Origin of the sequence: Paenarthrobacter sp. Y-19 (assembly GCF_029223985.1) — a bacterium.
Taxonomy (GTDB): Bacteria; Actinomycetota; Actinomycetes; order Actinomycetales; family Micrococcaceae; genus Arthrobacter; species Arthrobacter nicotinovorans.
Window position 1 is genome coordinate 1,476,351 of sequence record NZ_CP119414.1, and the last position, 13,002, is coordinate 1,489,352.

Sequence of the window (13,002 nt, forward strand, 5' to 3'; positions counted from 1 at the left end):
TTATTGATCTTTGTGCGGATGAATTCTGCTGGTCCGGGCCGGGTGCATCCGGCAGATTCCGCCGCATGCACCCGACCCGTTTGTCTTGGGTAAAGACTTAGCCGTGGAGCGGCTTGCCCGCGAGGGCGAGGTGGGCTTCGCCCAAAGCTTCGTTCTGGGTCGGGTGGGCGTGGACCAGCTGGGCCACGTCCTCCGGGTAGGCTTCCCAGTTCACGATCAGCTGGGCTTCACCGATCTGTTCACCCATACGTGAACCAATCATGTGGATACCAACTACGGGCCCATCCTTCTGGCGGACAAGCTTGACGATGCCGCCAGTGCCGAGGATGGAGCTCTTGCCGTTTCCGGCAAGGTTGTATTCCTGGGTCTGCACCTGGTCGTCGCCGAATTTCTCCTTGGCGGCCTTTTCGGTGTAACCGACCGTGGCGATTTCAGGTTCGCAGTACGTGACCTTGGGGATGTTGATGTCTTCGACGATGGCCGGGTTCAAGCCGGCGATCTCCTCGGCAACGAAGATGCCCTGCTGGTAGCCACGGTGTGCGAGCTGGACTCCCGGGACGATGTCGCCCACGGCGTAGATGTTGCCGACACCGGTGTGGAGGCGCTCGTTGGTGATGACGAAGCCACGGTCGATGGTGATGCCGGCTTCTTCGTAGCCCAGGTTGGCGGTCACGGGACCGCGGCCTACTGCAACGAGCAGGAGGTCTGCTTCGAAGGTCTGGCCATCAACCAAGGTGACCTTGACGCCGTCGTCGTTCTGCTCGACGCCCTGGAAGAAGATGCCAGTGGTGAACTTGATGCCGCGCTTCTTGAACGCACGCTCGAGGTTCTTCACGATCGAGGCGTCCTCGTTGGGGACCAAGGAGGGGAGGCCTTCGATGATGGTGACGTCCACGCCGAAGGACTTCCACACGGAAGCGAATTCGACGCCGATGACGCCGCCGCCGAGGACGATGGCGCTCTTGGGGATGTAGTCCATGGTGAGGGCCTGGTCGGAGGTGATGACCTTGCCGCCGATTTCAAGGCCCGGGAGCGACCGAGAGTAGGAACCGGTGGCCAGGACAATGTTCTTGCCCGTGTAAGCCGTGCCGTTCACTACGACGGTGTTGTTGCCCTGGAGCTTGCCTTCACCCTCGATAACGGTGATGCCCTTGGACTTGATGAGTCCCTGGAGGCCCTTGAACTTGCCGGCGATGATGCCGTCCTTGTAGGCGTTCACGGCCGACATGTCGATGCTGTCGAGCGTGACGTTCACGCCGTACTTGGCGGAATCGCGTGCATGGTCAGCCAGTTCGGCCGAGTGCAGGAGGGCCTTGGTGGGGATGCAACCATTGTGCAGGCAGGTTCCGCCGAGCTTTGCCTTTTCCACAAGGCCAACGGTGAACCCAAGCTGCACGGCCCGCAGGGCAGTGGCGTAGCCGCCGCTGCCGCCACCGAGTACCAGGATGTCGAATTCTTGCGCAGTTGCCTGATCGGCCACTAAAACGCTCCCTCGCGTGAATGATGACACGGGACTGCGTGCCATCTGGTCTTTGGAACTTGTTCTGCCGTGATTATGCCAGCACCTAAGTTCTCTTGCATTTGTGACTATCGAGTTCACCTTAGCGAACCACCTACCCATGCTCCACCCTCTGCGGGTGTTTGTGGAGCGCTTGTGTCGAGACTCACGTTCACTTGTGACACAGCGCTACACGCCGCATAATTCCGGGGTTGCGTGGCCCTTGCCGGGTCATCGCCCGGACCACGCAACCCCGGAGGAAGCGGGGAGTGTGCCGCTAGGCGGAAACCGCCAAAAGGTCCTCGGCGTAGGCAACCAGGGTGCGGACGGTGCATCCGGTGCCCTGCTTGGGTGTGTAGCCGTAGGGGCTGCCGTTGTTGAAGGAGGGGCCGGCAATGTCCACGTGGGCCCACGGGATCTGCTCGCCGGAATCGTCCTTGCCCACGAATTCGCGCAGGAACACCGCGGCGGTCATCATGCCACCGTTGCGCTCACCAATGTTGGCGATGTCTGCCACCTGGGAGTCCAGGCTTGGGCGGAGTTCTTCCGGCAGCGGCATCGGCCACACCAGTTCGCCTGCGCGGTCGGCGGCGGACTTGAGTGCAGCCGTGACGGAATCCGAACCCATCACACCAGCGGTGCGCAGGCCCAGGGCGATCAGCTGTGCACCCGTCAGGGTGGCGACGTCAATGATCACATCCGGCTTCTCCAGGCTGGCGGCGACGAGTCCGTCGGCCATCACCAGGCGACCCTCGGCGTCGGTGTTCAGTACTTCCACGGTCTTGCCGCCGTGGATGGTGAAGACATCGGCGGGCCGCGCTGCGGCGCCGGACGGCATGTTCTCGGCGATGCAGAGCCAGGCGGTTGCCTTGATGGGCAGGCCCAGCGAAGCCAGCGCCAGGACAGTATTGAGGACGACGGCGGCGCCCGCCATGTCGCTCTTCATGTCGCCCATGCCGAGGGCGGGCTTGATGGAGATGCCACCGGTGTCAAAGGTGATGCCCTTTCCGACGAGGGCAATCTTCCGGGTGGCCTTGGCGGGAGCGTATTCCACCTTGACCAGGCGCGGCTGGCGAGTGGAGCCCTTTCCGACGCCGAGGATGCCGCCAAAGCCCTCCTTCTCCAGGCGCTTCTCATCCCAGACGGTTACCTTGACCGGAAGGCCCTTGGCGAGTTCCTTGGCGGACTCGGCAAACGACTCAGGGTAGAGGTGGCTGGGCGGTTGGTTCACCAAGGTGCGGGTGGCGTTGACTGCCCTTGCCAGGACAACTGCCCGATCGAGCGCAGGCTGGGCCGTCTTTGCATCCACGTCAGAGAAGATCAGTGCCTTGGCCACCGGCGCCTTCAGGCCATCGGTGGAGGAGCGGTGCTCAGTGTAGGAATAGGCGCCCAAAGCGGCACCTTCGGCGACCGCTGCCACATCCGTGAGTGCCGGCGTCGGGAAAGCCAGTGTCACCGACGGCAGCCCTGCAAGCTGGCGCACTGCCGATCCTGCGGCCCGGCGCAAAGCCTCTTCGCTGAGGTTGCCGCCGTTGGCAAGTTTGCCCACGCCCGCCAAGACCAGAATTCCGGCGCCCGTTTCGGGCAGTCCGGGAAGGCGGTGCACCTGGTCGGCCGCGCCGCTGATCCCCAGGAGCTTCAGGGAGCCTGCCACAGACTCGGCAGACTTGGCACTGAGCGGATTGGGAAGCAGCACCGGCCCATCCGTGCCTTGTGCAACTCCGATCACGAGTGCGTCGCTGGGGGACTTTTTCAGGTCCTTGGCAATGATGCCCAGGATGATGTCAGTAGTCTTGACCACGAGGATGTGTCCTCACTTCTCTCTGCATTGCATGGCGGGGCCGCATGTTAGGCGGCCTGCCCCGGTACGCGCCCGACGTCCACGTGCGACGGCGGCCTTGGTCTTCAGGCCGGGCGTCACTGGAGGACGGCGGCCCGTTTCGATCGTAGTCTCTCAGCGACCGCTGACAGCAATTAAATGAGAGCTGCCGCACATCGGGGGCAGGAATGCCAGCTCCGCGTGCAGCGTTGTAACCATACAGACCATCCCGAACCACAGAACCGAACTTGCCCCGTGAAAGGAATACGCCGTGTTTGAACGGATATCCGGCACCCTCCTGGACCCTGAAGCGCTCTACGCGAGCAACATCGAGACCTTCCACAGCCCCGAATTGCGCGGCCTGGACATGGTCATGGGCTTCACGGGGTTTGCCGATGCCGGTCATGTAGTCCGGCAAATCAATGCGGAACTGTTGGACGAGCTCGATGCCGAGGTCGTGGCCATGTTCGACGCCGACCAGCTCATCGACTACCGCTCGCGCCGACCCCACATCAGCTTTGTGGAGGACCATCTGCAGGATTACCAGGCGCCCAAGCTCGGCCTGTACAAGCTGACGGATGGGCTGGGACAGCCTTTCCTCCTGCTGGCCGGTTTTGAACCTGATCTGCAATGGGAGCGGTTTGCCCGCGCCGTGGTCGGAATCGTGGAGAAACTGGACGTCAACCTCGTCACATGGATCCACTCAATCCCCATGCCTGTGCCGCACACGCGGCCAGTGGGTGTGACGGTGCACGGCAACAGGCCCGAGCTCATCGAAGGAATCTCCAGCTGGAAGCCCACCGTGGAGGTGCCGGCAGCCATTGGCCACATCCTCGAGCTTCGGCTCACCGAGGCCGAACGCAGCGTCGCCGGTTACGTCATCCACGTGCCGCACTACTTGTCCGAGGCCGAGTACCCTCCCGCGGCAGTGGCGGGCTTGGAATACCTCGGGGCGGCGACGTCCCTGATGCTCCCCACTGACCGCCTGCGCGAAGCGGGGCGGGAGGTTGGCCGGCAGATCGCTGAGCAGATCGCAGCTTCCGAAGAAGTGCAGGCGGTGGTGGCGAACCTGGAGACCCGCTACGACGAGAAATCCGAGGGAATCGTCCGCCGCTCCCTGCTTGCCGACGAGAACGACGAACTGCCCAACGCCGAGGACATCGGAGCAGCTGTGGAAGCGTACCTGGCACGTAAAGACACGCCTCAATAAATCAGCTTTATCCGTTGACCGGCATAATTGAGGTGTGACTTCTCCCCGCGCCTGGCTTATTTGGACCATAGGCATCTTCGCCTACCTCGTGGCTGTAGCGCAGCGGACTTCCTTCGGCGTGGCAGGTTTGGAGGCAACTGAACGGTTCCACGCCAGCGCCTCAGCCATCTCCTTCTTCACCGTCCTTCAGTTGTTGGTCTATGCAGGGCTGCAGATTCCGGTGGGCGTACTGGTGGACCGGTTCGGGTCGCGGGTCATGGTGGCCGGCGGTGCTGTCCTCATGGCCGCCGGACAACTCCAGCTTGCTTTCGCTGAGAGCATTCCCGGCGGTGTCCTGGGCCGCGTTCTCGTAGGGGCGGGCGACGCCATGACGTTCATCTCGGTAATCCGCCTTGTTCCCCTGTGGTTCGCCCCGGCAAGGGTTCCCCTGGTGACCCAGTTGACTGGCATGTGCGGCCAGCTGGGCCAGCTGTTCAGTGTGGTCCCGTTCGCGTTGTTGCTGCATTCTGCCGGATGGACGCCAGCGTTCCTGACACTGGCAGCGATGTCGGTGCTGGCAGTTGTCCTGGTCCTTTGCCTGTTGCGGGACGCCCCTCCAGGCCACCCCGCCAAGGCTTCGGCCCAAGGCCTGCGGGCCACGGGCGTTTCCCTGTCCAGCGCCTGGAAACAGCCCGGGACCAGGCTGGGCCTGTGGAGCCACTTCACCGTACAGTTCAGCGGCAACCTCTTTGCGATGACCTGGGGATACCCGTTCCTGCTCTCAGCCCAGGGACTGGACGCCGGAACGGTGTCCGCCCTGATGGCGCTCTTCGTGGCAACGGCCATCGTTGCCGGACCTGGACTAGGACGGTTCGTCTCCAGGCACCCCATGCGCAGATCGGCAATGGTCCTTTTGATCACCACCGCCACGGCCATGGCGTGGGCGGCCGTGCTCCTTCTTCCTGAGCGGGCTCCACTCTGGCTTCTGGTTCTATTGGTTGTGGTGCTTGCCATCGGTGGCCCGGGCTCCATGATCGGCTTTGACTTCGCCCGGACGTTCAATCCTTCACACCGGATCGGCACGGCAACAGGAATCGTCAACGTTGGCGGCTTCATCGCCGCCCTCATTGCCATCTACCTCATTGGCCTGGTGCTCGACCTCCTGAACGCCAGCGGATTCTCCGGCGGAGAGTTGTACGGCCTCGCACCGTTCCGGATTGCCCTCAGTGTCCAGTTCCTGCTGCTCGCGATCGGAACCGTCCTGATTCTGGTCACCCGGCGGAAAGTCCGGCGCCAAATGGCAAGCCAGGGCATCCACGTCCCTCCATTGGCAACCGCGCTCGCAAGGCAGCGGCGTGAGCGCCTGGAGCGCCGGCGCGAGGCACGGTCCAAGGCGGCGGGGACTAGAGCGGCGGGGGAGTAGAAGGCGCGCAGCAGCCGCCTCCGCACCCTGACGGCTTTTCCACATAGCTGGGTTTGTGCCTGTTCCTTGTCTTCGCCGGTGCGCAGGCTTGAGGCATGACCACCAACAAAACTCTTAATATCCACCAGCCCGAAGACATCCTTGGCTACATACCCCACATGCTGGGCTATTGGCCCGAGGACAGCCTCGTGGCCATCACGATGCAGGGAAAGCTCCTGGGCGCAACCCTCCGGGTAGACCTGCCGGTGTTGTCCTCCCACGCAGCCATTGCCCGTTTCGCTGAACATGTGCGCCAGTATCTGATTGCCGATGAGGCTGCCAATGGCGTGGTCCTCGCCGTGTATACCGATGGCGGTTGGCAGGACGGCTCAGTGGTTGGCCGGATGACGCCCTTGCTCGATGCCCTCAGGGCCAGCCTCGACTGCGTCGATCTCTCAGTGCGTGACGCTTGGCTGGTGGGTGCCGAATACTGGCGGGGAGCCTACTGCGTCGATGAAGGCTGTTGCCCGCTTCCCGGGTTCGCCGTTGAACGGATCAAGGAAAGCCGGCTCAGTGCGGAATTGGTGTACCAGGGGAATGCCATCGGACCGTCCCCACGAAAAGGCTTTGAAGGGCTGGGACTCGCCTTGTCCGGCCCGCACGGATCCCGGGTATCGGAAGCGGAGGTGCAATTCGGTCAACAGATACTTGGCAGCTGGCGCAGCGAGGCCTGCTTCGATGCTGTCCTTGCTGTGTGGCGGTACGTCATGGCCAGGGCCCTCCGGAATGCTCCCCTGGACCCGGCCGCTGATGCGACGCTCATCGGATTTCTTAGGACCACGCTGAAAGTGACGGCGTGGCGGGACGCGGTGGTGGTGATGGCCGCAGCCGGCACGGATGCTGCAAAGTCCGGCGCTGAAGAATTCGGACTCTTCGTCGAGGATGGGCTGGACAGCCCACCTTTTGATTTTCGGGAACTGGGAGTGCCCGATGTCGGGCCAACCACCGAAAACCAGTCGGGGGCCGCCCGTACTGCAGGATCCAAAGAGCCCGCCGACATTTACACCTACGGCGATGTCCTGTTGGGCATGCATCCGGAGGTGCCCTGCTGGAGCGACTTAGACGTGCTGCAACAGGCCCTTGCCCTACTGACCATCGAGGGCGAGCTGGGAGAAGTGGCAGCCGCTGCGCTGACCCTGCAAGGGTGGATTTTCTGGTGCAGGGGCAACGGCTCCCTCGCACACGCCTGCCTGAGCCGGGCCGGAGACGCCCAGCCAGGCTACCGCTTGGCCGAGCTGCTCATGGAGATTCTGGGGGAGGGCGTTCTGTGTGGGTGGGCGCGCCGCCCCGACTCCGCATGGAAGGGGCCGGGCAATGCACCTGCCTAGTTTCCTTGGCACTCAACAGGCGTACGTTTCGCAAAACCGTGAGACAATGGATGCCGAGACCCGGTTGGGTCCGCGTTTGAATGCCTGGATGGGCCCGGAAACGGGAACAATCCAGTGTCGCCGGTAGTTGTAATCAAAGACTCTGCAGGCGGTGATCGCATTTGAAGTTGATCGCGGACTTGACAGGGTCATAGTGGTGTTGCCCGTATGGTGATTCCACAGACCGCCGCTAGAAAGGTTTTCTGTGACCCCGTCTTCCGTCGAGAAGGAACCCGCCGCCCAGGCCGAATTGTCCGCTGAGGAAAAGAAGGCGGCCACATCGGCAAAGCGCGCCGCGACACGTGCTGCCAACAAGGCTTCAGAGGGCGACTCTGACAAGCCTGCCCCGAAGAAGCGTGGACCCAAGCCCGGTGCGAAGGCCGCTGCCGAAGCAGCGAACAGCTCCTCCGCCACCGACGCCGAGGAGCCCAGCGCCGAGGACGAAGACTTCGACCCCGCAGCAGCGGAGGAAGTCGAAGTCGGAGACGACGACACCGAGGACGGCGCGACTGCTGCCAAAGACAAGGCTGCCCCATCCGGCTCAGGCTTTGTCTACTCGGATGCCGATGATGACGACGCACCTGTACAGCAGGTCATGTCAGCTGGTGCAACCGCAGACCCCGTCAAGGACTACCTGAAGCAAATCGGCAAGGTGGCCTTGCTGAACGCCGAACAGGAAGTCGATCTGGCCCTCCGCATCGAGGCCGGGCTCTTCGCTGAGGAAAAGATCAACGCGGATGACGGATCCATGGATCCCAAGCTCAAGCGGGAGCTCGAGTTCGTCATCCACGATGGCAAGCGTGCAAAGAACCACCTGCTCGAGGCCAACCTTCGCCTGGTTGTATCGCTCGCGAAGCGTTACACCGGACGAGGCATGCTGTTCCTGGACCTGATCCAGGAAGGCAACCTGGGCCTTATCCGCGCCGTGGAGAAGTTCGACTACACCAAGGGCTTCAAGTTCTCCACTTACGCCACGTGGTGGATCCGCCAGGCAATTACCCGTGCCATGGCTGACCAGGCCCGCACCATCCGTATTCCGGTGCACATGGTCGAAGTCATCAACAAGCTGGCCCGCGTTCAGCGCCAGATGCTTCAGGACCTGGGCCGCGAGCCCACGCCCGAGGAGCTGGCACTGGAACTGGACATGACACCCGAAAAGGTCGTCGAGGTCCAGAAGTACGGTCGCGAACCCATTTCGCTCCACACCCCGTTGGGCGAGGACGGCGACTCCGAGTTCGGTGACCTGATCGAGGACTCCGAAGCGGTTGTTCCGGCTGACGCCGTGAGCTTCACGCTCCTGCAGGAGCAGTTGCACTCAGTTTTGGACACCTTGTCAGAGCGTGAAGCAGGCGTGGTCGCCATGCGCTTCGGCCTCACTGATGGCCAGCCGAAGACTTTAGACGAAATCGGCAAGGTCTACGGAGTGACGCGTGAGCGCATCCGCCAGATCGAATCCAAGACCATGTCCAAGCTGCGGCACCCGTCCCGCTCGCAGGTCCTGCGGGACTACCTGGACTAAACGTTCCAAGCAAGTGCGTCAGCACCAAAGCGGCCCAGTCGGTTATCCGGCTGGGCCGCTTTCTTGTTGACCGCCCGGACATCAATCCACGGCGGAACCGGCATTAAGCAGCGCCCTGTGGAAGCAGACGGATACAGCAAAAAGGACCCCTCCCGGTGGGGAGGGGTCCTTTGGCTCGATGTGGTTCCGGACTCTTGCCGGTTGCATTGTCCAGTCGACGTGTACGTTAGTCGACGGGTACGGGTGCCTTCTCATTGAGGCGCTCGGTCTCATCATGCCAGTCGGAAGTCATGGGCCGGAGCGTGGCTTCAACTGCACGTGCGTGGTGGCCGCAGAAGAGCAGCTCACCACCGGAGGACTCGAGTACAACGCGGACATACGCCTGGGCTCCGCAACGATCGCACCGGTCAGCGGCGTTCAGTGTGCGGTCTGCAACTGCTGTTGTCATGTCGGCCTCCTTAGTAGTTCTGTACATCCATATAACCAGCATTCGACGCAGATCCATGGCAAGGATGGGTCACTTTCGCTGTCCGCGTATCACATGTGCGTAACGTAACGATGCGGATCATCGGACGCCGGGAGTGGCAACCAGTACCTAAGGGCCGCGGCGGCTAGCCTAGTATGGGCAGTGTTTGCCTTGAATTACCAGCGAAATACCAGCGACATACGGCTGGGAAGCACCCTGAGTTATACCCCCGAAGGAGCAGACCCCCACGTGGCACCGAGTTCTGAATACAACGCCCGGCATTTGTCTGTCCTGGAGGGCCTGGAAGCGGTCCGCAAGCGCCCGGGCATGTACATCGGCTCCACCGACTCACGTGGCCTCATGCACTGCCTGTGGGAAATCATCGACAACGCCGTGGACGAAGCCCTGGCCGGCTTTGGGCACGACATCAAGGTGATCCTGCACGCGGACAACTCAGTGGAAATCCATGATGACGGCCGTGGCATTCCAGTGGACGTCGAGCCCAAAACCGGCCTGTCCGGCGTCGAAGTCGTCTTTACCAAGCTGCACGCGGGCGGCAAATTCGGCGGCGGCTCCTACACGGCGTCCGGTGGCCTGCATGGCGTGGGCGCTTCCGTGGTCAATGCACTGTCCAGCCGCCTCGATGTCCAGGTGGACCGCGGTAGCAAGACCTATCAGATGTCCTTCCGCCGGGGTGAACCTGGCCGCTTCCTCGATGCCGGCTCCAAGACCGGACCTGATTCGCCGTTCGAACCATTCGTTGAGAATTCGGTACTGGACGTTGTGGGCAAGGCCAAGCGGGGCGTCACGGGAACCCGTGTGCGCTACTGGGCGGACCGCCAGATTTTCACCCCCGACGCGAAGTTCTCCTACGACGATCTGGTGGCCCGCGCCCGCCAGACGTCCTTCCTCGTGCCCGGCTTGCGGATCACGGTCCGCGACGAACGAAAGCTCGCCGGCACCCCCGGTGAGCACGGGGTCCACGAGGAAGTGTTCCACCACGACGGCGGTATCAGTGAATTCGTTGAATTCCTGGCAGCCGACTCCGGCGTTACCGATGTGTGGCGGCTGCACGGATCCGGAAAATTCAAGGAAACCGTTCCTGTGCTGGATGAGAACGGGCACAGCAAGATCGCCGAAGTGGAACGTGACTGCGAAGTCGATATCGCACTGCGTTGGGGGATCGGCTATGAAACCACCATGCGCAGTTACGTCAACATCATTGCAACGCCCAAGGGTGGCACGCACCAGTCGGGCTTTGAAGCTGCTCTCCTGAAGACCTTCCGTAAGGCCGTGGAAACCAATGCCCGCAAGCTCAAAGCGGGCAACGACAAGATCGAAAAGGACGACATTCTTGCCGGCTTGACGGCCGTCCTGACCGTTCGCCTGGCTGAGCCGCAGTTCGAAGGGCAGACCAAGGAGATTCTTGGCACGTCAGCGGTTCGGGCGATCGTTGCCAAGGTGGTCGAAAAGGAGATCACCGCACGGCTGAACTCGGCCAACCGCAATGACAAGGCCCAGTCGGCCCTCCTGCTGGAGAAGATGGTCAGCGAGATGAAATCGCGCATCTCGGCCCGCGTCCACAAGGAGACCCAGCGCCGCAAGAACGCGCTGGAGACCTCGTCAATGCCTACCAAGCTGGCTGATTGCCGCACGGATGATGTGGCACGGTCGGAATTGTTCATCGTGGAGGGTGACTCCGCGCTCGGAACAGCGAAGCTTGCGCGGTCCTCGGATTTCCAGGCGCTGCTGCCGATTCGTGGAAAGATCCTGAATGTCCAAAAGGCGTCGGTGGGCGACATGTTGTCCAACGCTGAGTGCGCTGCCCTGATCCAGGTGGTGGGCGCCGGTTCCGGCCGAAGCTTCGACCTTGATGCGGCGCGCTATGGCAAAGTCATCCTCATGACGGATGCCGACGTTGACGGTGCCCACATCCGTACTCTGCTGCTGACGCTGTTCTTCCGGTACATGCGGCCCATGGTCGAAGCCGGCCGGGTGTTCGCCGCAGTCCCGCCGCTGCACCGCGTGGAAGTCATCAACCCGGGCCAGAAGGCCAACGAGATGATCTACACCTACTCCGAAGCCGAGCTTCACGTGCTCCTCGCGAAGCTGGTCAAGGAAGGGAAACGGTATAAAGAACCGATCCAGCGCTACAAGGGCCTTGGCGAGATGGACGCCCAGCAATTGGCGGAGACCACCATGGATCCCCGGCACAGGACCCTGCGGAAAGTCGGTATCGACAGTGCGCAGCGGGCGGAAGAAGTCTTCGACCTGCTGATGGGCTCGGATGTGGCACCACGCAAGGAATTCATCATCGCCGGCGCAGCAACCTTGGACCGGGAGCGTATCGACGCTTAGCCCCACCAGGGGATCACCGTGGCTCCCGGGTGGACGATGCGTGGCTGGCGGCAGCGGCGGGGGCGGCGAACGCTGCCGCTCCCACCAGAACTGCAAGCGCACCCAGCCCCCAGGGCAGCCCTGCGGCAACGGCGATACCACCCACCAGTAACGGACCCCCGGCGTCGCCGAGTTCCCGCCCGAGCTCGGCCGAGCCCATGGTCCGGCCGAGCCTGGGCTTGGGTGTGGAATCTGCAAGATGGGCGAACGCCAGCGGCGTCGCCACGCCAATCCCGACTCCAATGAGCAAGGCCGCAGCGTAGATCCAGAGTGCCCCTGGCAAGGTGGCCGCGATCAGGATCCCCACGGCGATGCATGACAGTCCGGCGATCATCCCCGGCCTGTCGGTAAGTATGCCGCGATCCCGCAGGGCGCCAAGGCGTGGCTGGACTGCGGAGGACGCAAGGGCCAGGACAGTCACGACGGCGACGCTCCCGGCAGTGCCCAGTCCGTCCCTGGCGGCAAGGGCCGGAAGGAAGCCAACAGCAGCCCCGAGCGCCCCTGTGGCCGCTGCGAGCACCAGTGTGGAGCCCAGGAACGTCTTCCCGGTGCTCTGCCGCCACACGTCCGCCAGGGTGTACCGGGTCCTGGGCAATGGTTCCAAACGCGGCATGGAGACGAGGACCCATGCGGCCACCACAAGGGCCACGCCGGACAGGACGGAGAACAGGAGCCCGAAACCGCCCGCCAGGATGGCACCGGCGCCCAATAGCGGCCCCAGGGCGTAGCCGAGGCCTTTCCAGGAGCCGTAACGCCCAAAATAGCGGCCGGTATTGTTGCCCGCGAGCCGGGCGACACTGGCGGAGGAAGCCGGTGAAAAGGCCGATGCTGCCAAGCCCTGACCGAGCCTGGCCGCGGCGAGCATGCCGGGTTGTTCAGCCCAAAGACCCGCCAAAGACGCGGCGGCGAAGGCCAGAAGCCCGCCCACGATTACGGGCTTGGGCCCGATGCGGTCGCTCAGTGCGCCGAAGACAGGCTTGAGGAAGACTTCGGCAACGTCATACAAAGCGAGCAGAATACCCAGTCCGAGAAGGCTCAGTCCGATGTCCTGGCTTTCGGCGCCAAGACCTGCGGCAACAGCATGCGCCCCGAAAGCTGTAGTGAAGCCCGCAGCATAAAGGGGCCACCGCTGGTAGGGAGACCTGCGCGCAGGGCCGGTCTTTTCGGGCGGATTCACGCCCCTGAATGTAACGGATTCACGCCCCTAAAGGTAACCGGATTCACGCCCCTAAATGTAACAAGGCGCTGTGGTGTCCTTATGAAGCTGCGCTGCTGGCACTGTGGG

Annotated in this window: 9 protein-coding genes; 5 read left to right on the forward strand and 4 right to left on the reverse strand. The window is 62.8% G+C overall.

Annotation, left to right across the window (positions count from 1 at the left end; all coding sequences use genetic code 11):
• Window positions 1-97: 97 nt before the first annotated feature.
• Both lpdA and PYR64_RS06815 read right to left on the reverse strand, forming a co-directional pair.
• A complete protein-coding gene (gene lpdA, locus PYR64_RS06810; protein WP_018778711.1) occupies window positions 98-1,480 on the reverse strand; it encodes a dihydrolipoyl dehydrogenase in 1,383 nt (460 codons plus the stop codon).
• A gap of 295 nt (window positions 1,481-1,775) precedes the next feature.
• Entirely contained in the window at window positions 1,776-3,299 is a 1,524-nt protein-coding gene (locus tag PYR64_RS06815) for a leucyl aminopeptidase (protein ID WP_018778710.1), read from the reverse strand.
• Between the two features lie 289 nt (window positions 3,300-3,588).
• Here PYR64_RS06815 and PYR64_RS06820 point away from each other — a divergent pair, with 289 nt between their 5' ends.
• The 4 genes from PYR64_RS06820 (at window position 3,589) to PYR64_RS06835 (ending at window position 8,854) form a co-directional block, all read left to right on the forward strand.
• On the forward strand, window positions 3,589-4,527 hold the full coding sequence (locus PYR64_RS06820) for a PAC2 family protein (protein WP_018778709.1): 939 nt from the start codon (window positions 3,589-3,591) through the stop codon (window positions 4,525-4,527).
• A 34-nt stretch (window positions 4,528-4,561) separates the two neighbouring features.
• Window positions 4,562-5,929: an MFS transporter gene (locus tag PYR64_RS06825; protein ID WP_018778708.1), complete on the forward strand. Its 1,368-nt coding sequence runs from the start codon at window positions 4,562-4,564 to the stop codon at window positions 5,927-5,929.
• Window positions 5,930-6,024: 95 nt separating this feature from the next.
• On the forward strand, window positions 6,025-7,296 hold the full coding sequence (locus tag PYR64_RS06830; RefSeq protein WP_275779041.1) for a DUF4192 domain-containing protein: 1,272 nt from the start codon (window positions 6,025-6,027) through the stop codon (window positions 7,294-7,296).
• Window positions 7,297-7,540: 244 nt separating this feature from the next.
• Complete coding sequence (locus PYR64_RS06835) at window positions 7,541-8,854, forward strand: RNA polymerase sigma factor (RefSeq protein ID WP_018778706.1); 1,314 nt, start codon at window positions 7,541-7,543, stop codon at window positions 8,852-8,854.
• Window positions 8,855-9,080: 226 nt separating this feature from the next.
• On the opposite strand, the gene PYR64_RS06840 is transcribed toward PYR64_RS06835, so the two are convergent.
• Window positions 9,081-9,302 carry a hypothetical protein gene (locus tag PYR64_RS06840; protein WP_018778705.1) on the reverse strand — a complete coding sequence of 74 codons (222 nt, stop codon included), beginning with the start codon at window positions 9,300-9,302 and terminating at the stop codon, window positions 9,081-9,083.
• Between the two features lie 267 nt (window positions 9,303-9,569).
• Here PYR64_RS06840 and PYR64_RS06845 point away from each other — a divergent pair, with 267 nt between their 5' ends.
• Complete coding sequence (locus tag PYR64_RS06845; RefSeq protein ID WP_039240769.1) at window positions 9,570-11,678, forward strand: DNA topoisomerase IV subunit B; 2,109 nt, start codon at window positions 9,570-9,572, stop codon at window positions 11,676-11,678.
• Between the two features lie 13 nt (window positions 11,679-11,691).
• Here PYR64_RS06845 and PYR64_RS06850 read toward each other — a convergent pair whose 3' ends face one another.
• Window positions 11,692-12,894, reverse strand: coding sequence for an MFS transporter (locus PYR64_RS06850; protein WP_275779045.1), 1,203 nt, complete (start codon window positions 12,892-12,894; stop codon window positions 11,692-11,694).
• Window positions 12,895-13,002 lie beyond the last annotated feature (108 nt).

Bases quoted from the DNA above. Each gene is read 5' to 3' on its own strand.
- PYR64_RS06830 (WP_275779041.1), top strand. From the start codon at position 6,025: ATGACCACCAACAAAACTCTTAATATCCACCAGCCCGAAGACATCCTT.
- PYR64_RS06840 (WP_018778705.1), bottom strand. From the start codon at position 9,302: ATGACAACAGCAGTTGCAGACCGCACACTGAACGCCGCTGACCGGTGC.